We start from the raw sequence: 25,086 nt of genomic DNA, 5'->3' as shown, positions 1-25,086 counted from the left end.
GTTCAAACGGATACCAGATTATCGGAAAGCGCCCCGCCTTGGGTATACTCCCGATCCGCCCATTATTGCCGGAGTGGTTGCATGGCTTCCCGTCTGTCTGCTGATGTCCTGGTGATCGGTACCGGTGCTGCCGGTCTGACCCTGGCACTGAGCCTGCCGCGCCATCTCAACGTCTACCTGATTTGCAAAGGCGAGCTGGGCACCGGCTCCACCGCCTGGGCCCAAGGTGGTGTGGCAGCGGTGCTCGACAAGGTCGATTCGGTGGAAGATCACGTCGCCGATACGCTCAACGCCGGCGGCGGTCTGTGCGAACCCAAGGCCGTGCGGCATACCGTTGAACGCTCCGCCAGCGCCATACAATGGCTGATCGATCAGGGCGTCCCCTTTACCCATCAGGACGGTTCGCAAGTCGATTACCACCTGACCCGCGAAGGCGGTCACAGTCACCGACGCATCATTCACGCCGCCGACGCCACCGGCCGCGCCATCTCCGAAACCCTGATCCGTCAAGTGCGCCAGCGCGCCAATGTGCATGTACTGGAACATCATGTGGCGGTCGACCTGATCACCCACCGCAAAGTCTTTGGTGCTGACGATCAGGACGACCGTTGTCTTGGTGCCTATGTGCTCGATACCCGCAACGATCAGGTCATCACCATCGGTGCCGGCGCTACCGTGCTGGCCTCAGGCGGCGCCAGCAAGGTGTATCTGTTTACCTCCAATCCCGATGGCGCCACTGGTGATGGCATTGCCATGGCCTGGCGCGCCGGCTGCCGGGTGGTGAATATGGAATTCAACCAGTTCCACCCGACCTGCCTCTATCACCCGCGCGCCAAATCGTTTTTGATTTCCGAAGCGGTACGCGGCGAAGGCGGCTTGCTGAAACTGCCCAATGGCGAACGCTTTATGCATCGTTTTGATGAGCGCGCCGAACTGGCACCGCGCGATGTCGTCGCCCGCGCCATTGACCACGAGATGAAACGCCTCGGTGCCGACCATCTGTTGCTCGACATCAGTCACAAGCCGGCCGACTTTATTCGCCAGCACTTCCCGACCATCTACGAACGTTGCCTGAGTTACGGCTACGACATGACGCGCGAACCGATACCGGTGGTGCCGGCCGCGCACTATACCTGCGGCGGTATTCGCACCGATTTATCGGCGCGCACTGACCTCGGTGGTCTCTACGCCGCCGGCGAATGCGCCTACACCGGCCTGCATGGCGCCAACCGACTGGCCTCGAACTCCCTGCTCGAATGCATCGTCTATGCGCGCGCCGCCGCCGATGATCTGACCGCCCAGACGCTGCCAGCATTCGACGCCGACCAACTGCCGCTGTGGGATGAATCGCGCGTTTCCGATTCCGATGAAAAGGTCGTCATCAGCCACAACTGGGACGAGGTGCGCCGCTTTATGTGGGATTACGTCGGCATTGTGCGCTCGGACAAACGCCTGGAACGGGCGCGTCGTCGGGTGCATTTGCTGAAGCAGGAAATTCATGATTATTACGCTAGCTTCCGCGTTAACAGCGACTTGCTGGAATTGCGCAACCTGATTGTAGTGGCGGAGTTGATTATCGAATCGGCGCTGTCGCGTAAAGAGAGCCGCGGCCTGCACTTTACCCGCAGCTACCCGCAAACCGGTGAACGGGCAGAAATCACCGTCTTGTCACCGCGCACCAACAGTGTTCAGTCGAGTTGATGCTGGGTTTGAATGTCGTGGCAATGAATGCGGAAATAGGCGTTTAGCGCGCGCCAGCTGGCATCATCGACGCTGTCGCGCCAGATCATCAGACTGCGTTGCAACAACAGTGGTTCCTGCACCAGATACAATCGCACATAGCAGGCAGAACGCCGACCTCGACCGCTCCAGCGGTATTCTTCGGCCTGTAGTTCACTGTTGAACAAGGTCACCCTATCGCCCTGCCAGCGCAGTTGATGAGTTGGCGGATTAAGCGGCCGGCTTTGCCACAGTGCCAGCTGCACAGCAGCGGCGGTTGCCAGACTCAACCACCAGGGATGCTGCGCCAGAACGGTCAGCAGCGCGACCGTCGGCGCCGGTACCAGCACCACCAGCCAGGCCAGGCGTGATGGCCGCAGACGGCACTCAATCAGGCTGAACACGGTCCAGAATCTGACGCACCATAGCAGCGAGTTCGGCGTCTTCCGGCTTGGACTTTTCCAAAAACCAATTGAACAGATCCTGGTCTTCGCAAGTGAGCAGTCGTTGATAAATGCGTTGCTGATCAGCGCTGAGCGTCGGATAGACGGTTTCGGTGTAAGGCACCAGCAACACATCCAGTTCCAACATACCCCGGCGGCTGTGCCACCAAAGACGACGATGTTCCAATGCAGCTTTTTCTGTTGGTTCCACGTTTAAAAGTCCAAGCTCAGCCCAAAGAATGAAAGACCCAGGCCCGTTTGCGGGCCGCGCCATTGTAACAGCAAGCCAAACGAGCCGACACCGATGCGCACGCCAACACCACAGCCCCATTTCTACCCGCTGGAACATCTCAGCCTGATCGGCCTGCAAGGCAGTGACGCCCTCACCTTTCTGCAAGGCCAGGGCACTCAGGACTACCGCCTGCTGACTCAGAGCGGTGCCTTGCCGGGCGCCTTTTGCACGCCCAAAGGCCGCGCGGTCAGCAATGTCTGGAACGTGCTGATTGAGCCGGAACCGACGCACATCAAGCTAGTGCTACACAGCACCACGGCGGCGGCTTTGCAGCAGCATCTGAGCAAATACATTCCCTTTTTCCGCGGCTCAAAACTGATCGACGACAGCCTGAACTATCACGGCCTGGGTATCGCCGGCGAAGGCACCGATGAATTGCTGAACGATTGGTTGGGTCCGGCGGCTGACAATGGTATCTGGCTGCGCCAGGGCCACTTTGCCTTTGCGCTGCCCGACGGCCGCGCCCAACTGTGGCTGGATGCCCGCGCCGACAACTATGAAGACTGGCTGGAACGCATCGAACAACAACGCATTGAACCCGTAGAAGCCTGGCAAAAACTGGACATAGCGGCCGCCCAACCCTGGGTTCAGGCCGAGCAAAGCGGCCAGTTCGTGCCGCAGATGCTGGGGCTGGAAGATGTCAGCGGCATTTCCTTTCGCAAAGGCTGTTACACCGGCCAGGAAGTGGTGGCTCGGCTGCACTACAAAGGCCAGAGCAAGCGCGGTCTGCTTCAGGTGCGCTGGCAGGGTGATGTCGGACCCGGCGGCAATGAGGTCTTTGGTGAACAGGGCCCGGCCGGTGAATGGGTCAACTGGGTGCGCACAGAGGACGGCGGTGAAGGTCTGGCGGTGGTTCGCAATATCGAAACGCCACCGCCGATGTTTGTCGATGAACAGCGGCAAATTGCCCTGTCGGTGGTGTGAGACTGATCGATGTTCAGTGCCCGACCGATGCTGTTAAACTCTTGCGTCTGTTGTCTCTACAGGATGGGCGCATAAGCGATGAGCAGCCTGGTCGATACCGTCAATCAAGACATTCTGGACGCTTTGAACAGCGACCAGCTTTTCCTGCCAAGCTTGCCTGAAGTGGCGTTGCAAATTCGCACCACGGCGGAAAACCCCGACGCCACCATCAAAGACCTGGTCGATATCATCAGCCAGGACAGCGCCCTGAGTGCGCGCATCATACGAGTGGTGAACAGCCCGCTGTTACGCGCCCCTCAGGAAGTTCGCGATCTGGCCATGGCAGTCAGCCGACTGGGTATGAATTACAGCTGCAATCTGGCCATTGGCCTGGCCATGGAGCAGATGTTCCGCGCCAGCAACAAGCAAGTAGATCAACGTCTGCGTCAACTGTGGCGCTTGACCGGCGATGTCTCAGCACTGGCCTCGGTACTGGCGCGTCACACCGGCGCTGCCAGCGCCGATGAAGCCTTGCTGGCCGGACTGATCCACCGTCTGGGCGCGCTGCCGATTCTCAGCTACGCCGAGTCCCATCCTGAGCTGATTGTCGACGACGCCAATCTGTCTCAGGTCATCGACCAACTGCATGGCAGCCTGGGCCAGATCATTCTGCAAAGCTGGGATTTTCCATCGAGTTTCTGCGGCATTCCCATCGAATATCGTCAGTTTGAGCGCCAACCGGCCAAGGCTGACCTGGCCGATCTGGTTATGGTGGCTAATCTGATGGCGCACAACGAAGGCAACAGTGGCTGGAGTAAAAAAGACTGGCACAGCGTCGCCGCCTTCACTCGCCTGGATTTACCGACTGACCGCGACGATGCAAACATCGCTCAGTTGTATCAGCTGGCTGCCAGCGCCCGGGCCATCTTTGCTTAAGGCGGATTGTTGCCTAGGGCATGGTTTCGGCTTCAAACCGGGTCAGGATACGCAGAGCTTCAACGCGATCGCTGCCGCAGAAATCTGGCTCAGCCTGAAAGGCACCACAGGCCGCTGGCCGTTCCGGACGACCAAAGATGCCACAGCGATAATCCGGCAATAAATGAACGCAACGCACCCCGGCAGGTTTACCCTCAGGCATGCCGTAATAAGGCGTATTGATGGAAGGCGCAATGCAACAGGCACCGCAGCCGGAGCGGCATTCCAAACCTTAGCCTCACTGGAAAACACAGGAAAATGAGAGCGCACTATGCTGTACAGCCATAGCCTGGGTAAAGGCCCCGACCTAATCATTCTGCACGGCCTCTTTGGCAGTGGCGACAACTGGCGCAGCGTGGCCAAGTCGTTATCCGAGTACTACCGGGTGCACTGTCTGGATCTGCCCAACCACGGCCAATCACCCTGGACCGATGCCCTCGACTACCCGACCTTCGCCAGCGCCGTGCGCGACTGGATGGCCGCCAAAGACATCAAAAAAGCGTCAGTAATCGGTCATTCCATGGGCGGTAAAACCGCGATGCAACTGGCGTTGGCTGGCGACACTGAATGGTTGCAGAAACTGGTTATTGTCGACATTGCACCGCGCGATTACCCACCGCACCACCAGGATATTTTTGCGGCGCTGGATGCGATTGATCTGCATGAATTTAATGATCGTCGCGGCGTCGAAAACGCCCTGATGGAAAACGGCGTACGCGATCTCGGCATCCGCCAGTTTCTGCTTAAAAGCCTGTACCGAAACGACGACAAACAGCTGGCCTGGCGCTTCAATCTGCCGTTGCTAAAAAGCGACTATGAAGGCATCGCCAAGGCACCGGATTTTCAGCAGCCCTACAGTGGGCCCACGCTTTTTATCAAAGGCATGGACAGTCGCTACATCAGCCAGAGCGATCAGCCAGCGATCGAAGAGCGCTTCCCCAATGCCAAGGCCAAACTGATCGAAGGCGCCGGCCATTGGCCGCATGCGGAAAAACCGCGCGCCTTTATGCGCATTCTGGAAGGTTTTCTGGATACAACGTCCGAGGACTAAAAAGTCCGCCCGCCACGCTGTTCCAGCTGGTTCAACTTATGGCGCAAACGGATTTGCCCGGCTTCATCCAGACGCGCTTTACCATTGCGCGGCCGGCGGCCGTATTGCTCCTGCATCCGGGCACATTCCAGACGCAGGTTTTCCAGTTCCGGATCGTGACGGATGGGCATATCGAGAAAGAACTGCCACTGCTGCGCATCGGCTTCACCGTCGAGCAACGAGGTCATCAGCGTCTGGATTGACTCGTCGGTCGGCCGATAAACCGGCGCGCTGCCAAAGATCAATGCCAAAGCAACGCCACCGATCACCACAGCGGTCACCACAAAGACCAGCAGCAGTTCAGCAATCACGACTTAACCCAGCCACTGCCGCGCGTTGCGGAACATGCGCAGCCAACCGCCGTCTTCTCCCCAGCTATCCGGCTTCCAGGAATTGGTGACGGCGCGGAAGACGCGTTCCGGGTGCGGCATCATTACCGTGGCGCGGCCGTCGGCGCTGGTGAATCCGGTCATGCCCAGGGGCGAGCCGTTGGGGTTGAACGGATAGCGCTCGGTCACACTGCCGTGATTATCGACATAGCGCAGCGCCACCAAACCACTCTCGGCCGCCTGCTGACGATGGGCTTCATCACGGAATTCCGCCAGACCTTCACCATGCGCCACGGCGATAGGCAGACGCGAGCCCGCCATACCAGACAAGAACAGCGACGGCGATTGCGGAATCTCGACCATGACCGAACGCGCTTCGAACTGTTCAGAAGCGTTACGCACAAAGTGCGGCCAGTGCTCGGTGCCAGGAATCAGGTCGTGCAGGTTGGACATCATCTGACAGCCATTGCACACACCCAGACTGAACGTATTGGTATCTTCGAAAAACGCCTGGAAGGCGTCGCGGACACCCGCGTTGAAACGAATGGTCTTGGCCCAGCCTTCGCCGGCACCCAAGACATCGCCGTAGGAGAAGCCGCCACAGGCGACCAGACCGCGGAAGTTGCTCAGTTGAGTACGACCGGCAAGCAGATCACTCATATGCACATCGACGGTATCGAAACCGGCGCGCTCAAAGGCAGCGGCCATCTCCACCTGACCGTTAACGCCCTGCTCGCGCAGAATCGCCACCGGCGGACGAGCGCCACCGATCAGCGGCGCAGCGATGTCGTCGGCCGGGTCGAAGCTCAGCTCAACATGTAAGCCGGGGTCGTTGGCGTCGAGCCAGCGGTCGTATTCCTGCTGAGCGCAGTCGGCATTGTCGCGCAGCGCCTGGATGCGAAAACTGGTTTCGTTCCACAGGCGCAACAAGTCGGTGCGCGCCTTGACCAGCACTTCGTCGTCTTCGACCACAAAACGCACAAAATCATCATCGTTACAGTGACCAATAACGGTACTGCAATCGCCCAGTCCGGCGGCAGTCAGTTGCTGCAGAACGGTTTCAGTCTGGTCGCGACGCACCTGAATCACCGCGCCCAGTTCTTCACTGAACAGCGCTGCGGCGTGATCGCCGTCGCTGACCCGGCCCAGATCGATATCGATACCGGTGCGGCCGGCAAAGGCCATTTCCGCCAGCGTCGTGAACAAACCGCCATCGGAGCGATCGTGATAAGCCAGCAACAGGCCATCGCTGACCAATCCCTGCATCACCGCCCAAAAGGCTTGCAAATCTTCCGGATCGTCCAGATCGACCGGCACATCACCGACCTTGCGATAGACCTGTGCCAGCGCCGAACCACCGAGGCGATTCTGGCCACGGCCAAGGTCAATCAAAATCAAATCGGTATCGCCCTGATCGGTGCGCAATTGCGGCGTCACCGTGCGGCGCACATCGGTCACCGGCGCCATGCCGGAAACGATCAAACTCAGCGGCGCCGTCACTGCCTTGGTACGGCCGTTTTCTTCCCAGGTGGTGCGCATCGACATGGAATCTTTGCCCACGGGTATGGTCAGATTCAACGCCGGGCACAGCTCCAGCCCGACGGCTTTCACGGTGTCGTACAGCGCCTGATCTTCACCTGGATGACCGGCGGCCGCCATCCAGTTGGCCGACAGTCGCACCTGGCTCATCTCACCAATGGCGACCGACGCCAGGTTGGTCAGTACTTCGGCCACGGCCAGGCGACCCGATGCTGGTGCATCCAGCAAGGCGACTGGCGTGCGTTCGCCCATCGACATGGCTTCACCGGTGTAGCTGTCGTAACCACTGGTGGTCACGGCAGCATTGGCGACCGGAATCTGCCAGGGGCCAACCATCTGATCGCGTGCGACCTGACCGGTGATGGAACGATCGCCGATGGTGATCAGGAAGCTCTTGCTGGCCACCGACGGCAGCCGCAAGACGCGTTCGGCGGCGTCGTTCAGATCGATGCCTTTGCTGTTGAAGCGGTCGCGTTCAAAATCAGCCCGCTCGAACGAACGCTCCATGCGCGGCGGTTTGCCGAGCAGAATGTTCAACGGCATCTCAATGGGCGTTTCGCCGAAATGACGATCGGTCACCACCAGACGACGATCAGCGGTGGCTTCGCCGATAACCGCGAAGGGGCAGCGTTCACGCGCACATAAAGCTTCGAACTGGCCGAGTTTTTCCGGCGTCACCGCCAGCACATAACGTTCCTGGCTCTCATTACACCAGATCGCCAGCGGCGACATGCCTGGTTCGTCGTTGGGCACATCGCGCAACTCAAAACGACCACCCCGACCGCCATCGTTGACCAGCTCCGGGAAGGCATTGGACAAACCACCGGCGCCAACATCGTGAATAAAAGCGATGGGATTATCGGCGCCAAGCTGCCAGCAACGATCGATGACTTCCTGACAGCGACGTTCCATTTCCGGGTTGCCGCGCTGCACCGAGGCAAAATCCAGATCTTCGTTGCCTTCGGCCGAATCGACCGAAGACGCCGCGCCGCCGCCCAGACCAATCTGCATGGCCGGACCACCGAGAACGATCAGTTGCGCGCCTTCAGGAATGGCATCCCAGGCTTTGTCGACGTGATCGTCGCGAATATTGCCGTAACCACCGGCAATCATGATCGGCTTGTGATAACCGCGCACTTCGGTACCGGCGACGCCCGGCGCGGTGATTTCCAGGGTACGGAAATAACCGAGCAGATTGGGACGACCAAATTCATTGTTGAATGCCGCCGCGCCAAGCGGGCCATCGATCATGATGTCCAGCGCCGAAACGATGCGACCGGGCTTGCCGTACTGGCTTTCCCAGGGCTGAACGAAACCGGGAATATTCAGGTCGGAAACACTGAAACCGGCCAGACCCGCCTTGGGTTTACCGCCGGTTCCGGTGGCGCCCTCATCACGAATCTCACCACCGGCGCCGGTTGCTGCGCCGGCAAAGGGCGCGATGGCGGTCGGGTGGTTATGAGTTTCCACCTTAAAGAGGATGTGGATGTTCTCTTGGTGATAGCGGTAATGATGATCAGCGTCGGGATAGAAACGGCCGGCTTTGAAGCCTTCGACCACAGAAGCATTATCTTTATAGGCCGAGAGCACACCGTGACTGTTGTTCTCGTAGGTGTTCTTGATCATTTTGAACAACGACCAGGGCTGCTCTTCGCCATCGATGGTCCAGGTGGCGTTGAAAATTTTATGACGGCAATGCTCAGAGTTGGCCTGGGCGAACATCATCAATTCGACATCGGTCGGATCGCGTTCCAGGCCCAGATAGGCATCCAGCAAATAATCGATTTCGTCGTCCGCCAGTGCCAGCCCCAGCTCTTTATTCGCCTTGACCAGAGCGTCGCGGCCACCGCTTTGCAACGGCACTCGCCCCAACGCCGCCGGCGACTGAGTACCAAACAAAGCCTGAGCTTCAGGCTCAGCCAATAACAGACTTTCGGTCATGCGGTCGTGCAATACCGCACCCACCGCCCGAAGCTCTGCGTCAGTCAATTCAGCCGTGGTGACCAGGCGATATTCGATACCGCGCTCCAACCGCCGAACCGTTTCCAGACCAGCGTTATGGGCAATATCGGTCGCCTTGGTTGACCAGGGCGACAACGTGCCCAGACGAGGGATCACCCACAGCGCTGGGCCTTCCACATCCTGACGCTCACTGCTTGGACCATAGTGCAGCAGCGCCTCAAGCACGCTGTGTTGTTGCTCATCCAGCGGCTGTGTCAGGTCGGCAAAATGACGGTATTCGGCGTAAAGGTCAGTAATTTTAGCCGCCAGAGCTGGCTCCAGAGCGGTGTTGAATCGCTCCAGCAAACGTTGGCGGCGAAATGACGAAAGGGCTGGGGTTCCACGTAGTGTCAGCATGACAGGACGGCCTGTTCGTAAGGGGGGAGAAAAACGGCGCGTATAGTAGCGGAAAAGCAGCTAGAATGGCAGCGTCGTACCACCTCCGGCCGATGATGTTTCTATGGTCTTTTTCTGGTCAAATCCTGTCCGCAACAGCCTGCGCCTGGCCTTGTTTGCCTTACCGGTTTTACTGGTTCTGTGGCTGCTGCTGCACGGGCTGCAATGGCGTAATCACTGGGAACGCGTTCAGGCGCGGGGCTCGCTGGTGGTCGCCGTGCGCGAAAGCGAAGGCATCTATTGGCCTGAGGACCAACGCTACGTTGGCTTGGAACACGACCTGCTGGAGCAACTGGCGGACGACCTGAACGTCAATGTGCAGCTGTTTTCGGTCACCGATACCGCCGACCTGTATCGGGCCCTGGCCAGCGGCGCCGTCGATTTCGCCTTGCCTGGCACCACCTTAACCGACGCCCACCAATTTATTGCCGGCACGCCCTATCTTAATTCCCGGGTGGGCCTGGTACGTGCCATGGGCCGGCGCGATGAACGACCGACAACCAACAGAGTCGCTCTGCTCGATCCTTTCGCCCACGACTGGGTGCTGACGCAATTGTCTGAATCCAACAACGCTGAACTGGCGCCGCAAGGCAGTGAGTCTGCCGCTGAACTGATGACCCGTATCGAACTGGGTGAACTGGAAATGGCGGTGATGGACCGACGCGATTTTCTGGTGCAGCGACCCTTCTTTCCCAATCAATGGTTCAGCCCGCTCAATGATCAACCGCGTCCGATCAGCCCGCTGTTCCGTGATCAGACCGACCACTCCCTGATTGATCGCGTTAACAGTGCTATCACCGCGATGAGCGAAAACGGCCGCCTGAATCGTTTGCAGGATCGACATCTGGGACATACCGCCGATTTCGACTACGTCGGCAACGTCACCTTCGAACGCCATATGCGCACGCGGCTGCCTAACTTTGAAGACAGCTTCCGCTCCCAGGCCGACATAACCGGGCTGGACTGGCGCTTATTGGCATCGGTGGCTTATCAGGAGAGTCATTGGCGGGCCAATGCAGTATCGCCCACTGGCGTGCGCGGCATCATGATGGTGACGCTGCAAACCGCCCGCGATATGGGCATCAGCAACCGGCTGGATCCGGATCAGAGTATTGAGGCGGGCAGTCGTTTTCTGGCGGCGATAAAAGCGCGCCTGCCAGAGCGCATTACCGAGCCGGACCGGACCTGGATGGCTTTGGCGGCCTATAACGTCGGCCCGGGTCACCTTGAAGATGCCCGACGCATCACCGAAACCCAGGATGGCGACCCGGACTCCTGGATCGACGTACGCCAACATCTGCCCAAGCTGGCGTTAAAGGCCTGGTATCCCTGGACCGAACATGGCTATGCGCGTGGCCATGAGCCGGTCGTTTACGTTGCCAACATCCGGCGTTACTACAACCTGATGCGCCGCGCTTTTCCTCAGGCTACCGAGCACAGCGGCGGGCAACCGCTGAACACCTTGCCGATGCCCGGGCTGCCCGTCGAACCGGTGTTCTAAACAGATTACAGCCGCAACTGGAAACCCACCTGACCAAGCAGGCTTTCCTGTTCGGGCTGCCAACGCAGCTCAAAGAAATTACTGACGTTGACGCTGTACAGCTGCTCGAAACCCAGTGCCCAATAATCTTCGCCTTCTGGTGTCTCTTCGCGGCCATAGGCAAAGCGAGAGACAATCTGACCGGACTGATAATCCAGACCGATATCCCAGGCCAAGGGATCCTCGCGGAACAGATAGCTGGCCGACAATGCCCAGGGACCGTCCGCCCAGAGCATGCTGACACCAAAACGACCGGCATCATCCACTTCATCCTGGTGATAACTCAGGCTGGCCTGGCCTTCGGCCGTGTACAAACCCGTGACCACCGTCCAGGCTGAGAGAGAATCTTCCTGCTCAGCTTCTTTGAGCTGCCATTCGGCGGAGAAAAACCCGGCTTCGCGACTGTTCAGTTCGAGCTGAATCAGACGATCCGCGTAGTTTTCCAGGTGCTGCCCAACGGCAGAACTGTTAACCCCGGTGCCCTGCATCAGGTTTACCGGCTCGGCCAGATAGCGATGCTCAAGCGTCGCCACCCGACCGGCACGCACCTGATAGAGCGCCTGTTCAATACTCAGATAAAACTGTCTGGCATCGGCGCTGTCTGCCAGCGGATCCAGATTCGCTTCAGCCACGCCGACGTAACGCGTGCCGTTAATCTCTTCCACCGCTTCAATACCGAGCCAGGACTGAGCCGTCGACAATGACCACTTACCATCGCGCTCAGCCGTTTCCTGATAATCGCCCTGAACCTGGAACTGACCGGTAAAACGACTGTCTGTTGCCTGAGCCAAGGCCGGAACAAAGGCGGCAACTGCTAAATACACACCACTACGAAGCATCAATTAAACACCACTGTTTTATTACCATGGACCAGAACCCGGTCCTCCAGATGCCAGCGTAAGCCGCGCGCCAGCACCGTTCGTTCACAATCTTTGCCCAACCGCACCATGTCATCGATGCGATCACGGTGGGTCACGCGGACCACATCCTGATCAATGATCGGGCCGGCATCCAGATCTTCAGTCACATAATGACAGGTCGCACCTATCAGTTTTACGCCGCGCTCGTGGGCCTGGTGATAAGGTCGAGCGCCGATAAAAGACGGCAGAAAACTGTGGTGGATATTGATGATCCGATACGGCAGTTTGCCGCACAGCGCAGGGGGCAGGATTTGCATGTAACGCGCCAGAACCACGGTATCGGCCCGGTAATGTTCGATTAACCGCTCGACTTCGGCGAAATGCGGCGCCTTGTCTGCCGGATCGACCGGCACATGATGGAAGTTGATACCGTGCCATTCCACCAGGCTGCGCAGGTCATCGTGATTGGAAATCACACAGGGAATGTCGCAATCCAGATCACCGCTGTGCCAGCGGTTAAGAATATCCGCCAGACAATGGCTGTCGCGGCTGGCCATCAGCACCACCTGGGGTTTGACTGCCGAATCGGTGATGCGCCATTGCATATTCAAATCTTCAGCAATAGGTGCGAACAGCTCAGCCAGAGTATCGGCACCGAACGGCAACGAACTGGCTTTGATCTCATTACGCATAAAAAACCAGCCCTGCTCCAGGTCGGCATGATGGTTGGCTTCCATAATGCTGCCGTTGTATTGCGCCAGGAAATTACTGACCCGGGCAACGATGCCAACCCGGTCCGGACAGGACATCACCAGCCGATACACACCTTCCATTAACTACTACTCCAAGGGCTTGAATCTACAGGAAAAAAAGCTGTTTTAACCGCTCAGGTGATGATATATGATGTGCCCTCTTTTGACGACTGCGGCCAAATTTTGAACAACGGCCCAGCCCCTTGGAATGCCCCTGCGCAGGGCGGCCAGGCGACAACACAGCACAGGAATCGAATATGCTGACTGAAGAACAGTTGTTGGCAGCTCCCGATGAGGAGTACATGAACGAAGCGCAGCTGGCGTTCTTCCGTAATCTGTTGCAAGAACAGGCAGATGAAGTCCGTGCCGCGCTGAAAGAAGCCCGGGAAACGCTGACCAAGTTCGAGAACGAGCCCGACGAGCTGGACAAAGCCAGCATTGAGGAAGAGCGCCGCATGAACTTGCGCTTCCTGGACCGGCAAACCAAATTACTGCCCAAGATCGATGACGCCATCAAGCGTATCGATTCAGGCGACTTCGGTTACTGCGAAGTCACCGGCGAACCCATCGGCGTCCGCCGCCTGCTGTTGCGTCCTACCGCAACGCTCTGCGCTGAAGAAAAACAGCGCCAGGAACGTCAGGAACGCAACTTCCGCGACGCCTGATCCGACGCTCTATTGAAAAGCGCCTCTGTGGCGCTTTTTTTATGTCTGCAATTTATGCACAACGCCATCGGCATACATTTTGCGATAGCACTCTGCAGCGGCATGATTTGTAGCAATGGAGATCGGTATGAGCCTCAGCCTGCAAGGCCTGGAACGCTACCAGGCGCACCAGCAACTCAGTCATCTGGACACCCCGAACAAGGCGGCTGAAGCAGGTAAGACAACGGAAAACACATCCAGCGACGAGTTGGCCGATGACGATGTATCGTTCAGCGACGGCATCATCATTATGGAGTGGATTGCCGGTAACAGCCCCAACCTGTCCGTTACCAGCGGCAATGAAGCGGCCAATCTTAGCCGGCTGTCCGAACGGCTGCTGCGCTATGACCTGATTTCCGTGCCCGAAGCGGGACGGCTGATGAGTCTGGCCGCACCGACAGAACAAGAAACCACACAACCAACAGTGCTTACCGAGCAGATTCTGCATAAAGTCGAGAACAGCGAAACCCGCTCCGAACGCCAGCAATGGCAAAAACTGGGTCGGTTAGTCAGCACGCTCAGCGCTGCCCAGCAAATGCAGTAAGCGGTTTTTTAACCACTTCAGAACGCTGAAACAGCCCATCCAACGAATACGTCCAAGCCGAGTATGGCGCTGTTTGCGCAGCGCTTTACAAAACAACACGAAGCGAAATTTAGCGACCGGTGAAATCCACTGCTAGATTTTAAAACGCTGTTTACTCGGACGTATTCACGCCATGATAAAGAAAGAAAACATTCTCGAATCGGCACGCAATGTCTTATCCCAACAAGGCATCACCAAACTATCGCTGCGCAAAATCGCTGCGGAAACCGGCTGCGCGGCGCCCTCTATTTATTATTACTTCCGCAATAAGCAGGAAATTGTGGCTGGACTGTGGGAAGCCATAGCGCCCGACCTGTTGCGACAACTCAGCAACCCGGCCAGCTATGATACGGCTTACAGTGACTTCTGGTTGCAACGCCCGGACGACTTCAAGCTGTTTATAACCCAGGCTGAGTACTACCCCTACGTGTCTCAGACAGCGGCTTATCAGCGACTGCGTTCATTGCTCGGCGAGCGGCTCCCTGAGCTCAATGGACGACTGATGGACCGCATCTACACCACCACTGGTCAAACCTTCGAACAAGGCTAATTGCTGGTTCAATGCCTGGTCGGTAAAACGCACGCCCAAACCCAGCAGACGGACCGGCTCATCCCGACGCTGCCAGGCTTCGCTCAGCAGCGTCCGGAAAGACGCCACGGTGACCGGCATAGCGCGCTCCACCGTGGTTTGCTGGAACGACCGGAAGCGCATTTTCAGGAACACCCGGCCGATGCCGCCGCGCTGCGACCGCTTGGCCAGGCGTCCCTGCAATTCGTCGAACAAGACCACCAGCTGTTGCTGGCAGCTTGCTTCATCGGGTAAATCGGTTGGATAGGTGTGTTCGACACTGAGCGACTTGGCATAACGTTCGGTACGCACCGGCCGCTCATCCTCACCACGCGCCAGCTGATAGAGGCGCGGCCCGAAACGACCAAAGCGATCCACCAGCGTCATCAACGAAGCCTGTTGCAGATCACCACAGGTTCGAAACCCCAACTGATGCATGCGTTCGGCGGTTTTCTGTCCAACCCCAAACAATCGCTCAACCGGCAGCGCCTGTACGAACTCAGCGACCCGATCCGGGGTGATAACACAGAGACCGTCGGGCTTGTTCCAGTCCGAAGCGATCTTAGCCAGATATTTGTTAGGGGCGACACCCGCGGAGACGGTAATGCCCAGTTCGCGCTTGATTTCAGCACGCAGATGTTCGGCCAGGCGGGTCGCACTGCCAGCAAAGGCGGAGCTCTCCGATACATCCAGAAAAGCTTCGTCGAGCGACAAGGGTTCGATCTGGTCGGTATAGCGCATGAAAATGGCGCGCATCTGGCGGGAAACAGATCGGTAAACGTCGAAACGCGATGGTTGGATGATTAACCCGGGACACAAGGATCGTGCCCGCGCCGTCGGCATGGCCGAGCGAACACCAAAGGCCCGGGCTTCATAGTTGCAGGTCGACAGCACGCCTCTGGGTCCCTGCCCGCCAACCGCCACAGGCTGACCGCGCAACTCGGGAAAATCACGCATTTCCAGCGCCGCATAATAACAATCGCAATCGATATGGATAATCTTCCGCAACGCCAAAACCGTCGCCTCACTGCCGCTTTACCCGCCGGCACAATATACTGTATATAATCACAGCACTCCAGCGACAGCGGACGGTCAAAACCACGCATAAAGCCCCGTCCGCAGTGAATACGGACGAGAAAGGGGTCGAAGAAGTTACTGGAGGGGTATAGCAGAAGAGACTCGGAGCAACAGTCGAAAGTGTTGGCCTTCCCGGCCGGATCCCTGCTCAGTCTATGGATATCACTTCCCTGTGAAGGCGCCAGACTCCCTTCAGCGCTCAATGATATTCTGCAATGGCTCAGGGTGATGGTACAGTCACAAAGGTAGCCAAAATAACGACAAAAAACGCCATGTTTATAGCTCAAGCCTCAGCCACAGAAGTTTTCCAGATGCCGGTTGGAGGCCCACCTGACTACAATGTCCTGGAAGATGGACTGGCTGTGCAAATCGGTCAGAATTTGCGCACGGTACGCAGTTATCTGGGGTTGGGTCAGCGTGACTTAAGCGAACGGATACAGGTGTCGCTCAGTCAGTACCGCAAATACGAAGCCGGACAAGACTTCCCCCGACTGCACTCAGCCCTGCTGTGGTCACTGGAAACCGGCATACCGACCCACTGGCTGTTTTATGGCACGCGCTATCAACAATGGTTGAAGTTGCCATTCAAACCCGCCTGGGTTCCGGTGCTCTATTTCGTGAATCGCGCCCCGGACTGGGCACTGGAAGCGTTGAACTCGGTACTGAAAGGCTTGTTGCGCGAATACAATGCAGCTGACAATCCTTTCGCAAGTTTGGCGGAGCTACGCAGCAGTCTCAGCCATCAGCTGTTACGTGATCCTTATTACCGAGCCATAGCGGAAAAGTTGCGTGACTTCCGCCTTGCCAGGGGTACCTCGCAAGAAGAGGTTGCCCGTTTGATGGGCGTGTCGATGGCGGCTTATCGCAAATACGAAACACCCGAACTGTGCCCGCACTACAGCATCAATCTGATCATGCGCTTCTGGATGGCAACCGGTACCAGCCCGCTGGAACTGTCAACGGAAACACCGGTATACCTTTATCGGCATATTCAAAATAATAATTTTGCAGTGTTATTACCCTGGCTAGAGCGCCTGGATGAGGCGGGTTTGGCCCAGGTCAACGAGGTGTCCCGGGCCTTGGCAGGATCGACTTGAACTCTGGCGCTCAGCCCAGCCCAACGTTGTTTTTCTGCAATACCTGTTCAGCCCGATAGCTGGAACGGACAAAGGCGCCAGAAACGACTTCCAGGAAGCCGCGTTCCAATCCCCATTGACGGTATTTTTGAAACTCTTCCGGCGTGACATAACGCTCCACCGGCAAGTGGTTCAGTGAGGGTTGCAGATACTGACCGAAGGTAACGATATCAACACCAATGGCTTTCAGGTCATCCAGTGCTTCAATGATTTCGTCTTCGGTTTCACCCAGGCCCAGCATCAGACTGGTTTTGGTCAGCACCTCAGGCTTGTAGCGCTTGGCGTGTTCAAGCACGGCCAGGGTTTGCTCGTAGCTGGCACGGGGGTCACGCACGGGGTGCGTCAGGCGGCGCACGGTTTCAACGTTCTGGGCAAAGACTTCGATGCCGGAATCCACCACCACTTCGACATCCGATAACTTACCTTGAAAATCCGGCGTCAGCGCTTCAACCGCGGTTTCCGGGTTAACTTCCTTGACCCGCTTAACGGTCGCCGCATAGTGGGCCGCGCCACCGTCCTCGATGTCATCGCGGTTCACCGAGGTCAGCACAATGTAATTCAGACCCATCAGCGCGACTGACTGAGCGGTGTTCTCGGGTTCTTCCGGATCAAGCCAGCCATGGGAGTTGCCGGTGTCGACCGCGCAGAATTTGCACGCCCGGGTGCAGACATCACCCATCAACATGATGGTGGCGGTACCGGCGCTCCAGCACTCGCCGATATTGGGACACATGGCTTCTTCACAGACTGTGCTCAGACGATGTTCTTTAACAATGCCCTTCACCGCTTCGTATTCCGGCCCGGTCGACAAGCGCACCCGTAACCATTCCGGCTTGCGCTCAGTATTACGGCGCGCTTCTTTGTGCGTCTTGATGCCGTTTTTGATGGCCGTTACGCCGTTGTGATTAACAAACTTACGACCACTTTCGACTTGGACAACGGGGATGCGGTTTTCACTCATATTGGCGGGCTCACTGCTGTGAAACGGCGGAGGCTAATGATAACAACGCTGGGACGGCTAAGCGACCGGCTTCAACCCGCCTGGCGTTGTGACAGTTCGGGATGTTGCCACTGGGGTAGCAAATCGAGGCGCTGACAGAACAATTCAACCCAACGGCGTTGCACAAGGTCACGATCAACGGCGATGTCGAAATCGGCCATCTGGGTCATCTGCATGCCCTGATAGCCACAGGGATTGATGCGACCAAAAGGCTCCAGGTCCATATCCAGATTAAGCGCCAGACCGTGGTAGCTGAAGCCGCGCTTGATGCGCAGTCCCAGTGAACAGATCTTGCGTTCGCCGACATAGACGCCCGGCGCATCGGGTCGCGCCGCCGCAGCGATACCGAATTCAGCCAGAACATCGACGATGGAATCTTCCAAAGCCGACACCAGGCGCCGAACGTCGCTGCCCAGACGTTTCAGATCCAGCATTACGTAGGCCACCAACTGACCTGGGCCGTGATAAGTTACCTGTCCACCGCGATCCGCCTGCACCACCGGAATGTCACCGGGCATCAGCAGATGTTCAGCCTTACCGGCCTGACCCTGAGTAAATACCCGATCATGCTCAACCAGCCAGATTTCATCCTGACTGCCAGCTTCGCGCTGCTCGGTGAAGGTTTGCATGGCATGCCAGCTAGACTCATAGTCAGAGCGGCCCAGATCACGAATCAGCACCTTGGCCGTCATCAGATCACCATCTTGACGCGATCGTCGGATTTCAGCACCTCAAACAGCTCACTCAGATGCACCTCCTGCTCGACCCGCATAAAGACGGTCAGGCTTTCGAAACGACCATTGCGACTGGGTTTGGAGGTAAAAGACTCCAGTGTCAGGCGGCTGTCATAGCGCACCAACACCTGATGTACGAAGTCGCGCAGCGCGACCTCGGCATCTCCGACGACCTTGATCATATAGTCGTCACAGGGAAATTCGATTTTAGGCGCTTCGGGTTGCGACACTATTCACCATCACCACTAAAGAGATTGAAGAAGAACAATAGAATATAGTCCCAAATTCGCGCAAAGAAACCGGCCGATTCTACCGGCTCCAGAGCCAGCAAAGGCCGCCGTGCCACCTCTTCTCCGTTCTGACGCACCACCACTTCACCCAATACCTGGCCGGTCTGGATCGGCGCTTTAATCACCGGATTGATGTTCAGCACGGTGGTCAAATCACCTTCTGCACCACGCGCTATGGTCAGCCGCATATCGCTGTCCAGCCCCAAATTGACCTGGTCAGCCTTACCGGCCCAGACCCGCGCTTCATAGAGTGAGGTATTGGCCTCATGCAACTGAGCGGTCTGGAAATAACGGAAGCCATAAGCCAGCAACTTTTGCGTTTCCTGACTGCGCGCCTCATCAGAACTGGTGCCCATGACCACACTGATCAAACGCATGCCTTCCTGGGCGGCCGATGCGGCCAAACAATAACCGGCCTCTTCGGTATGACCTGTTTTCAAGCCATCCACACTCGGATTACGGCCCAGCAATGAATTTCGGTTGGATTGGGTAATGCCGTTATAGGTGAAATTGCGCTCCGCATAGAGCGGATAGTACTCAGCATTGTTATAGATGATGGCACGCGACAGGATGGCGATATCCCGTGCTGATGAATAATGCTCGTCCGATGGCAGGCCCGTGGCGTTCTCGTAATGAGTCTGCGTCATGCCCAAACGTTGCGCGTAGGAATTCATCATCTGCGCAAAATTGGTTTCGCTGCCGGCAATGTGCTCCGCCACAGCAACAGAGGCATCGTTACCGGACTGAATAATAATGCCGCGCAACAGGTCTTCCATGGAGACATAACGACCTTCCTGGATAAACATCCGCGAGCCGCCGGTCTGCCAGGCATTCACACTGACCAGGGTTTCATCATCCAGATTCATACGACCTTCGATGATTTCGCGCTCGGCGATATAGCTGGTCATCAGCTTGGTCAGACTGGCCGGTGGCAGGCGCTCATCAGAATTTTCATCAACGATCACCTGCCCGGTTGCGGCATCCATCAGAATATAGGACGAAGCGGCCAATTGCGGCGGAGCCGGAATAATGGGTTCGGCCTGAAGCGGGCTGGCGATGCTGGTGAGAAAGGCGAGGCAAACAGATGCAACGATGACGACACGGGGTTTGAAACGACGTTTCAACACGAACACTGTCCTTATATCCAAGATGGCTGGTTTTAGTGGGGTAATGAGGCCCGCCCAAGAGGGCGACACCGGCCGCAGGCCGGCATTGTACCAAGGCGACCAGTAAAATCACCTTGGTGGTTGTAAGCTAAGTGAAAGTGTAAGCGAAGTGAAAGGACGAGGCTCGGTTGGCCATAACCAATCAGTTAGCTACCACCACTCAGTTGGCCACAACCAGGAGGGGGCGACCGAGCTCCGGACTGGTTAGTTGTTGTTGCAATTCCAGCGCCCGCTCGTACTGAACCGGTCCGATGCGCACCCGGAACAAGTCGCTTTGATCAATCATCACGCTATCGCCGACTTGACTGGATAATCGATCACGCAAAGCCTCGGCCGATGGTCGTTCGCTAAAAGCACCTAATTGCACAAAGTAAGAAGGTTGTTCCATCGCCGCTTCATGCAGAGCCTCAACCCGCACCCGAGCCGTGCCTTTATGGACGTAGTCGAGCTTCACGGCTCCAGCGTAGGATAAATCAATCACCCGCCCCGGATGGAAGGGGCCGCGATCATTCACGCGCGCGATGATGCTCTTGTTGTTCTCAAGATTGGTGACACGAACCCAGGTCGGCAACGGCAGCGAACGATGTGCCGCGCTGATCTGATACATATCGAAGACTTCGCCGTTGGAGGTGGTGTGGCCATGGAACTTGGCGCCATACCAAGACGCCAAGCCTTCCTCGACATACTGATCGGCACTGGCCAGTACATGATACTGACGGCCATTAACGGTATAGGGACTGGCGTTGCCGCGCGGGCTCAGTGGTTCAAAGCGCGGCGTCGGAATAACAATATCCTCAGCGCTTAACGCCTGGGTGTGATCCGGCCCTCTATCCTGGCTGATCGAATAGCGACCGGCGTTGCTTTGCTGTGCCACACCGGAACTGTATTGCGTCGAACAGCCGGCCAGCACCAACAGGCCAGCCAGGATCAGCAGGCGTAGCGCCGCCATCATTGAGCCCCTTCCTGTACCGCCAAGCGTAATTCCTCTGACAACTGATACACCGCCATGGTGTATACGATGGAACGATTGTAACGCGAAATAATCCAGAAATTACGATAGCCGAGCCAAAATTCCGCGCCCTGCTCACCATCCAAACGGATCGGATGTACCTGAGCATCATCACCGAGCGCTTCGAGCGGCTCCCAGCCCTGACGGCGGACGTCAATCAAATCCTGGTCGCGATCAAAGCTGTTCATTTTGACATTCTGGTAGTTGCCACTGACATGCGCCCGGGTCGCAACAATCTGCCCCCGACGCCAGCCGTGCTCACCCAGATAATTGGCCACCGAACCAATGGCGTCGATCGGATCGTTCCAGATATCGATATCGCCATCCTCATCCAGATCGACCGCATAGGCCAGATAACTGGAGGGCATAAATTGCGGATAACCCATGGCACCGGCATAAGAACCGTTGACCGATCGCGGCGCAAAACCCTGATCACGGCTGATGCCCATAAAGTTGATCAATTCACGTTGAAAGTAGTCGGCACGACGTCCTTCAGTAACCGCCAAAGTGCCTAAAGCATCAAAGGTTCGGTGTTGCCCAAGGTAACCACCAAAACGGGTTTCCACCCCGATAATGGCCGCAATTACCGAAGGCGGCACACCGGTTTGGGCTTCTGCCTTGGCCAGCCAGGAGGCCTGTTCCACCATAAAACGCTGACCGTTTTCGATCATCGCATCGGTAATAAACATGGGGCGGTATTGATGATAAGCCTGGGTGCGTTCTGCCGGGTTGGCTAAGGATTCAACATTACGTTCGAGGTATTCACCTTCAGCAAAAAGGCTTTCCATTTCAGCGCGGTCAAAACGATGTTCTGACACCAGAGTATCGATGACTTCACGGCTAAGGGGATGGTCGATCAAGCTATTGGCGTGTACTGCAGACACGCTGACCGAACCGATCAGCAACAGGCGGCAGGTGGTTCTGAACATTGGTATTCCTTCTGGTCGGGCCCCGCCGCTGGCGGAGCGTTCAGCCTAACGTGGATGGGTACTGATCGACATCAGTACGCCGAACCCGGCCAGGAGCGTTACGATGGAAGTACCGCCGTAACTCACCAGCGGCAAGGGTACACCGACCACCGGTAGGATGCCGCAGACCATGCCGATATTTACAAAGACGTAAATAAAGAAAGTTAATGTCAGGCTGCCAGCCAACAACCGACAGAAATTATCGCGACCGCGCACCGCGATTAACATGCCGCGCAACAGCACCCAACTGTAGGCTGCCAGCAGCAACAGCAGACCCACAAAACCAAGTTCTTCACCGAGCACCGCGACGATAAAATCGGTGTGACTTTCCGGCAGAAAATCCAATTGCGATTGAGTGCCGAGCATATAACCCTTGCCCTGCAAACCACCGGAACCAATGGCAGTAATCGATTGAATGGTGTTCCAACCGGCACCGAGCGGATCCGACTCTGGATTAAACAAGGTCAGCACTCGCTGGCGTTGATATTCGCGCATGCCGTATATCCACAACACCGGCAACATGGCGACGGTCAGCGAAAACAACGCCAGGATCAGTTTCCAGCTCAGGCCCGCCAAAAAGATAACGAAGACACCGGAAGCAGCGATCAGCAAGGCAGTACCTAGATCCGGTTGTTCAACAATCAGCGCCACCGGTACGGCCAGCAGAATGACCGACACAAACAAATGCCGATACTTCGGCGGTACGCCATAGCGGGACAGATACCAGGCCAGCATGATCGGCAACGCCAGCTTCATAATTTCAGCCGGCTGAAAACGGAACAACCCCGGTATCGTCAACCAGCGTTGCGCGCCCATGGCGTGAGTACCGAGCATGGGAACCGCTGCCAACAGCGCGACACCGATCAAGAACAACCCCAGACTCCAGCGCTGGAAAAAATTCGGGTCAAACTGCGCCACCACTAACAGCACACTAAAACCGACGCCCAACCGCACCATTTGGCGCAGAACGACATCCCAATTACCGCCGGTGGCACTGTATAAAACAAACAGCCCGCTGCCACAGATCAACAGCAAGCCGAATAACAAGTAAGGATCGAGGTGTAAGCGCAGCCAAAGACTGCGCGGCCGATCCATACGGTGATCCGGACTGAGGCGAACAGAATCCATCAAGCTCATGAGTTCGACTCCAGTCCCAGATAATAATCAAACAGCTGGCGCACAATCGGCGCAGCAACACCACTACCGCCGCCACCGTTTTCAACCAATACCGCCACGGCAATCTTGGGGTTTTCCAGTGGTGCAAAGGCGTTGAACCAGGCGTGATCCTGGAAGCGGTCAGGGACGTCTTCCACCGCGTTGCCATCTTCATCACGCTCAATGGCGATCACCTGAGCAGTACCGGATTTACCAGCCCATTCGTAGCTGGCACCCAGACCTGAACCGCGCCCGGTACCTCTGTTACTTTGCACCACTTCGTGCATGGCATTGTGCATCCGGTCCCAGTTGGTTTCGTCGTTAAGCACAACATCCGCCGGCGGCTCTGGGATGTCATCAAGCAGCTCACTGTCGTTGCTGTAACGCAATAACCGGGGTGTAACCCAATGGCCTTTATTGGCCATCACCGCTGTGGCAACCGCCAACTGCATCGGCGTGGTCAGCATGTAACCCTGGCCAATACTGAGGTTAATGGTGTCACCGGCATACCAGGCAAAACCATGACGATCTTTTTTCCAGTCCCGGGTCGGATTGATACCGGGTTCGGGGTTGTAGACGTCGGCCGTGGTAACGCGACCAAAACCAAACTGATCCAAGGTATCGTGAATGGTTTCGAGCTTCATTTTGTAGGCCAGCTCGTAAAAATAAACGTCACAGGATTCGGCAATGGCAGTGGTCATATCAACCTCTCCATGCCCACCGCGAAGCCAGTCACGATAAATCCGGTCATCATTCGGCAGCTGGAACCAGCCCCGGTCATTGATACTGTAATCCCAGGTAACAAAGTTCTGATCGACCCCGGCCAAACCGATAAACGGTTTGATGGTCGAAGCCGCCGGATACTGACCACGAATGGCGCGGTTCAGGAAGGGTTTGTCTTCGGAGGCTCGCAAGGTGTTGTACAGATCCAGAGGGAAACCCGACACATAGAGATTGGGATCAAAACCCGGCTGACTGACCATGGCCAGAATGCCACCGGTTTCCGGTTCGATGGCGACAATAGCGCCACGGCGATCGCCCAATAATTCCACCGCTTTCTGTTGCAGACGGCGGTCCAGATACAGATGCAGGTTGGCACCGGGTTCGGGCGCCTGGCGCTCCATCACACTCAGAATCCGGCCACGGGCGTTGGTTTCCACCCGTTGAAAGCCTGGCGAACCCAGCAAGGCCGATTCGTATTCCCGCTCCACACCCTGCTTGCCAATATAGCGGGTACCGGCATAACGCCCCAGATCGACCGAGCGTAATTCTTCTTCGTTAATTCGCCCGACGTAACCCAACACATGGGCAAAGGCGTCGCCATAGGGATAGTGGCGAATCAATTCGGCCTGCACTTGTATGCCTTCAAGAAACACCCGATTTGCGGCCAGAATGGCGATCTCGCGCTCATTCAAATTGAGCTTCAGTGGGATGGGTTCAAAAGGACGGCGATAAGATGACAGCCGCTGATAGAAACGCTCTTTCTGATCGTCGGTGATGTCCACCATCTCGCTGACCTGTTGCATCAGCGCATCGATATCTTGCGTGCGTTCCACCACCACACTGAGCGTATAGCTGGGCTGGTTGCGCGCCAGCAGATCGCCGTTGCGGTCGTAAATCAGACCACGCGTCGGCGCAATCGGCAGTACTTCAAGACGATTGTTTTCCGAACGCGCTACGTGCTGTTCGTTCTCAATGATCTGCAAGTAAAACAGACGAGCGATCAGAATCAGCAACATCAGGCAGATAATAATCGCTGCCGCCGACATCCTGTTTAAAAACAACCGCCGTTCCTGTTCGCGGTTGTCGAGTGATGTATTCAACATGGGCGGCTATTACTCATGACTGCCAAAGATC

Annotated in this window: 25 protein-coding genes; 9 read left to right on the top strand and 16 right to left on the bottom strand. The window is 56.9% G+C overall.

The genetic code is table 11. From position 1 onward, the window contains the following. Positions 1-81 precede the first annotated feature (81 nt). Positions 82-1,701 (top strand): L-aspartate oxidase, encoded by a 1,620-nt coding sequence (gene nadB / locus ACXAE6_RS10680; RefSeq protein WP_475147403.1) that lies wholly within the window; start codon positions 82-84, stop codon positions 1,699-1,701. On the opposite strand, the gene ACXAE6_RS10675 is transcribed toward nadB, so the two are convergent. Next, positions 1,689-2,123: a protein YgfX gene (locus tag ACXAE6_RS10675; protein ID WP_475147399.1), complete on the bottom strand. Its 435-nt coding sequence runs from the start codon at positions 2,121-2,123 to the stop codon at positions 1,689-1,691. The genes nadB and ACXAE6_RS10675 overlap by 13 nt on opposite strands. Then, positions 2,107-2,373, bottom strand: a complete 267-nt coding sequence (locus ACXAE6_RS10670; protein ID WP_392804347.1) for an FAD assembly factor SdhE — start codon at positions 2,371-2,373, stop codon at positions 2,107-2,109. Before ACXAE6_RS10670 ends, ACXAE6_RS10675 begins: the two co-directional genes overlap by 17 nt. 93 nt (positions 2,374-2,466) lie before the next feature. Between ACXAE6_RS10670 and ygfZ the strand changes: the two genes are divergently transcribed. Both ygfZ and ACXAE6_RS10660 read left to right on the top strand, forming a co-directional pair. Next, positions 2,467-3,378 (top strand): CAF17-like 4Fe-4S cluster assembly/insertion protein YgfZ, encoded by a 912-nt coding sequence (gene ygfZ, locus ACXAE6_RS10665; RefSeq protein WP_475147395.1) that lies wholly within the window; start codon positions 2,467-2,469, stop codon positions 3,376-3,378. Positions 3,379-3,456: 78 nt separating this feature from the next. Next, entirely contained in the window at positions 3,457-4,293 is an 837-nt protein-coding gene (locus ACXAE6_RS10660) for an HDOD domain-containing protein (protein WP_475147390.1), read from the top strand. A 13-nt stretch (positions 4,294-4,306) separates the two neighbouring features. Here ACXAE6_RS10660 and ACXAE6_RS10655 read toward each other — a convergent pair whose 3' ends face one another. After that, positions 4,307-4,561, bottom strand: coding sequence for a YkgJ family cysteine cluster protein (locus ACXAE6_RS10655; RefSeq protein WP_475147386.1), 255 nt, complete (start codon positions 4,559-4,561; stop codon positions 4,307-4,309). 42 nt (positions 4,562-4,603) lie between these two features. Here ACXAE6_RS10655 and ACXAE6_RS10650 point away from each other — a divergent pair, with 42 nt between their 5' ends. Beyond that, a complete protein-coding gene (locus ACXAE6_RS10650; RefSeq protein ID WP_475147383.1) occupies positions 4,604-5,383 on the top strand; it encodes an alpha/beta fold hydrolase in 780 nt (259 codons plus the stop codon). Here ACXAE6_RS10650 and ACXAE6_RS10645 read toward each other — a convergent pair. Next, a complete protein-coding gene (locus ACXAE6_RS10645) occupies positions 5,380-5,733 on the bottom strand; it encodes a hypothetical protein (RefSeq protein WP_475147380.1) in 354 nt (117 codons plus the stop codon). The two genes, ACXAE6_RS10650 and ACXAE6_RS10645, sit on opposite strands and share 4 nt — an antisense overlap. A 3-nt stretch (positions 5,734-5,736) precedes the next feature. Continuing rightward, positions 5,737-9,648 carry a phosphoribosylformylglycinamidine synthase gene (purL, locus tag ACXAE6_RS10640; RefSeq protein WP_475147378.1) on the bottom strand — a complete coding sequence of 1,304 codons (3,912 nt, stop codon included), beginning with the start codon at positions 9,646-9,648 and terminating at the stop codon, positions 5,737-5,739. Positions 9,649-9,751: 103 nt separating this feature from the next. Here purL and mltF point away from each other — a divergent pair, with 103 nt between their 5' ends. Then, positions 9,752-11,188, top strand: a complete 1,437-nt coding sequence (gene mltF, locus ACXAE6_RS10635; RefSeq protein WP_475147374.1) for a membrane-bound lytic murein transglycosylase MltF — start codon at positions 9,752-9,754, stop codon at positions 11,186-11,188. A gap of 5 nt (positions 11,189-11,193) precedes the next feature. Here the strand turns inward: mltF and ACXAE6_RS10630 are convergent, their stop codons facing one another. Together ACXAE6_RS10630 and purU are read right to left on the bottom strand one after the other, a co-directional pair. Next, on the bottom strand, positions 11,194-12,066 hold the full coding sequence (locus ACXAE6_RS10630; protein ID WP_475147372.1) for a porin: 873 nt from the start codon (positions 12,064-12,066) through the stop codon (positions 11,194-11,196). After that, positions 12,066-12,920 carry a formyltetrahydrofolate deformylase gene (gene purU / locus ACXAE6_RS10625; protein WP_392804365.1) on the bottom strand — a complete coding sequence of 285 codons (855 nt, stop codon included), beginning with the start codon at positions 12,918-12,920 and terminating at the stop codon, positions 12,066-12,068. Before purU ends, ACXAE6_RS10630 begins: the two co-directional genes overlap by 1 nt. A gap of 176 nt (positions 12,921-13,096) precedes the next feature. Between purU and dksA the strand changes: the two genes are divergently transcribed. From dksA to ACXAE6_RS10610, 3 genes are all read left to right on the top strand, one after another. Further along, the gene (dksA, locus tag ACXAE6_RS10620; RefSeq protein WP_199224151.1) at positions 13,097-13,504 is read left to right on the top strand and encodes an RNA polymerase-binding protein DksA; all 408 of its coding nucleotides are present in this window, start codon (positions 13,097-13,099) and stop codon (positions 13,502-13,504) included. A gap of 127 nt (positions 13,505-13,631) precedes the next feature. Next, positions 13,632-14,087 carry a hypothetical protein gene (locus ACXAE6_RS10615; protein WP_475147369.1) on the top strand — a complete coding sequence of 152 codons (456 nt, stop codon included), beginning with the start codon at positions 13,632-13,634 and terminating at the stop codon, positions 14,085-14,087. 172 nt (positions 14,088-14,259) lie between these two features. Next, on the top strand, positions 14,260-14,676 hold the full coding sequence (locus tag ACXAE6_RS10610; RefSeq protein WP_392804370.1) for a TetR/AcrR family transcriptional regulator: 417 nt from the start codon (positions 14,260-14,262) through the stop codon (positions 14,674-14,676). Here the strand turns inward: ACXAE6_RS10610 and dinB are convergent. Next, positions 14,587-15,702 carry a DNA polymerase IV gene (dinB, locus tag ACXAE6_RS10605; RefSeq protein ID WP_475151741.1) on the bottom strand — a complete coding sequence of 372 codons (1,116 nt, stop codon included), beginning with the start codon at positions 15,700-15,702 and terminating at the stop codon, positions 14,587-14,589. The two genes, ACXAE6_RS10610 and dinB, sit on opposite strands and share 90 nt — an antisense overlap. A gap of 380 nt (positions 15,703-16,082) precedes the next feature. Here dinB and ACXAE6_RS10600 point away from each other — a divergent pair, with 380 nt between their 5' ends. After that, the gene (locus ACXAE6_RS10600; protein WP_475147365.1) at positions 16,083-16,868 is read left to right on the top strand and encodes a helix-turn-helix domain-containing protein; all 786 of its coding nucleotides are present in this window, start codon (positions 16,083-16,085) and stop codon (positions 16,866-16,868) included. 10 nt (positions 16,869-16,878) lie between these two features. On the opposite strand, the gene lipA is transcribed toward ACXAE6_RS10600, so the two are convergent. The 8 genes from lipA to mrdA all read right to left on the bottom strand — a co-directional run bounded on the left by lipA (position 16,879) and on the right by mrdA (position 25,055). After that, positions 16,879-17,868, bottom strand: coding sequence for a lipoyl synthase (lipA, locus tag ACXAE6_RS10595; protein ID WP_475147363.1), 990 nt, complete (start codon positions 17,866-17,868; stop codon positions 16,879-16,881). Between the two features lie 71 nt (positions 17,869-17,939). After that, positions 17,940-18,599 carry a lipoyl(octanoyl) transferase LipB gene (gene lipB, locus ACXAE6_RS10590; RefSeq protein WP_475147361.1) on the bottom strand — a complete coding sequence of 220 codons (660 nt, stop codon included), beginning with the start codon at positions 18,597-18,599 and terminating at the stop codon, positions 17,940-17,942. Next, positions 18,599-18,871 carry an HP0495 family protein gene (locus ACXAE6_RS10585; RefSeq protein ID WP_392804378.1) on the bottom strand — a complete coding sequence of 91 codons (273 nt, stop codon included), beginning with the start codon at positions 18,869-18,871 and terminating at the stop codon, positions 18,599-18,601. The genes lipB and ACXAE6_RS10585 overlap by 1 nt, the downstream gene beginning before the upstream one ends. Next, on the bottom strand, positions 18,871-20,058 hold the full coding sequence (locus ACXAE6_RS10580; protein WP_475147358.1) for a D-alanyl-D-alanine carboxypeptidase family protein: 1,188 nt from the start codon (positions 20,056-20,058) through the stop codon (positions 18,871-18,873). Before ACXAE6_RS10580 ends, ACXAE6_RS10585 begins: the two co-directional genes overlap by 1 nt. Positions 20,059-20,257: 199 nt before the next feature. Then, entirely contained in the window at positions 20,258-21,046 is a 789-nt protein-coding gene (locus ACXAE6_RS10575; RefSeq protein ID WP_475147356.1) for a septal ring lytic transglycosylase RlpA family protein, read from the bottom strand. After that, the gene (gene mltB, locus ACXAE6_RS10570) at positions 21,046-22,035 is read right to left on the bottom strand and encodes a lytic murein transglycosylase B (RefSeq protein ID WP_475147354.1); all 990 of its coding nucleotides are present in this window, start codon (positions 22,033-22,035) and stop codon (positions 21,046-21,048) included. The genes ACXAE6_RS10575 and mltB overlap by 1 nt, the downstream gene beginning before the upstream one ends. A gap of 45 nt (positions 22,036-22,080) precedes the next feature. Then, on the bottom strand, positions 22,081-23,211 hold the full coding sequence (gene rodA / locus ACXAE6_RS10565; protein ID WP_392804386.1) for a rod shape-determining protein RodA: 1,131 nt from the start codon (positions 23,209-23,211) through the stop codon (positions 22,081-22,083). Beyond that, positions 23,208-25,055 carry a penicillin-binding protein 2 gene (mrdA, locus tag ACXAE6_RS10560; protein WP_475147350.1) on the bottom strand — a complete coding sequence of 616 codons (1,848 nt, stop codon included), beginning with the start codon at positions 25,053-25,055 and terminating at the stop codon, positions 23,208-23,210. Before mrdA ends, rodA begins: the two co-directional genes overlap by 4 nt. Positions 25,056-25,086 lie beyond the last annotated feature (31 nt).

It is taken from the genome of Saccharospirillum sp. ABV4_185 (assembly GCF_056159245.1).
The sequence above is the reverse complement of the archived record's forward strand: the minus strand, read 5'-3'. Positions and strand labels throughout refer to the sequence as shown.

What these genes read in the sequence shown, in the direction of transcription:
- mltF (WP_475147374.1), top strand. Translation starts at nt 9,752, where the DNA reads ATGGTCTTTTTCTGGTCAAATCCTGTCCGCAACAGCCTGCGCCTGGCC.
- rodA (WP_392804386.1), bottom strand. Translation starts at nt 23,211, where the DNA reads ATGAGCTTGATGGATTCTGTTCGCCTCAGTCCGGATCACCGTATGGAT.
- ACXAE6_RS10660 (WP_475147390.1), top strand. Translation starts at nt 3,457, where the DNA reads ATGAGCAGCCTGGTCGATACCGTCAATCAAGACATTCTGGACGCTTTG.
- ACXAE6_RS10575 (WP_475147356.1), bottom strand. Translation starts at nt 21,046, where the DNA reads ATGGCGGCGCTACGCCTGCTGATCCTGGCTGGCCTGTTGGTGCTGGCC.
- mltB (WP_475147354.1), bottom strand. Translation starts at nt 22,035, where the DNA reads ATGTTCAGAACCACCTGCCGCCTGTTGCTGATCGGTTCGGTCAGCGTG.
- ACXAE6_RS10600 (WP_475147365.1), top strand. Translation starts at nt 16,083, where the DNA reads ATGCCGGTTGGAGGCCCACCTGACTACAATGTCCTGGAAGATGGACTG.
- ACXAE6_RS10630 (WP_475147372.1), bottom strand. Translation starts at nt 12,066, where the DNA reads ATGCTTCGTAGTGGTGTGTATTTAGCAGTTGCCGCCTTTGTTCCGGCC.
- ACXAE6_RS10650 (WP_475147383.1), top strand. Translation starts at nt 4,604, where the DNA reads ATGCTGTACAGCCATAGCCTGGGTAAAGGCCCCGACCTAATCATTCTG.
- ygfZ (WP_475147395.1), top strand. Translation starts at nt 2,467, where the DNA reads ATGCGCACGCCAACACCACAGCCCCATTTCTACCCGCTGGAACATCTC.
- ACXAE6_RS10610 (WP_392804370.1), top strand. Translation starts at nt 14,260, where the DNA reads ATGATAAAGAAAGAAAACATTCTCGAATCGGCACGCAATGTCTTATCC.
- purU (WP_392804365.1), bottom strand. Translation starts at nt 12,920, where the DNA reads ATGGAAGGTGTGTATCGGCTGGTGATGTCCTGTCCGGACCGGGTTGGC.
- purL (WP_475147378.1), bottom strand. Translation starts at nt 9,648, where the DNA reads ATGCTGACACTACGTGGAACCCCAGCCCTTTCGTCATTTCGCCGCCAA.
- dksA (WP_199224151.1), top strand. Translation starts at nt 13,097, where the DNA reads ATGCTGACTGAAGAACAGTTGTTGGCAGCTCCCGATGAGGAGTACATG.
- nadB (WP_475147403.1), top strand. Translation starts at nt 82, where the DNA reads ATGGCTTCCCGTCTGTCTGCTGATGTCCTGGTGATCGGTACCGGTGCT.
- ACXAE6_RS10615 (WP_475147369.1), top strand. Translation starts at nt 13,632, where the DNA reads ATGAGCCTCAGCCTGCAAGGCCTGGAACGCTACCAGGCGCACCAGCAA.
- lipB (WP_475147361.1), bottom strand. Translation starts at nt 18,599, where the DNA reads ATGACGGCCAAGGTGCTGATTCGTGATCTGGGCCGCTCTGACTATGAG.
- mrdA (WP_475147350.1), bottom strand. Translation starts at nt 25,055, where the DNA reads ATGTTGAATACATCACTCGACAACCGCGAACAGGAACGGCGGTTGTTT.
- lipA (WP_475147363.1), bottom strand. Translation starts at nt 17,868, where the DNA reads ATGAGTGAAAACCGCATCCCCGTTGTCCAAGTCGAAAGTGGTCGTAAG.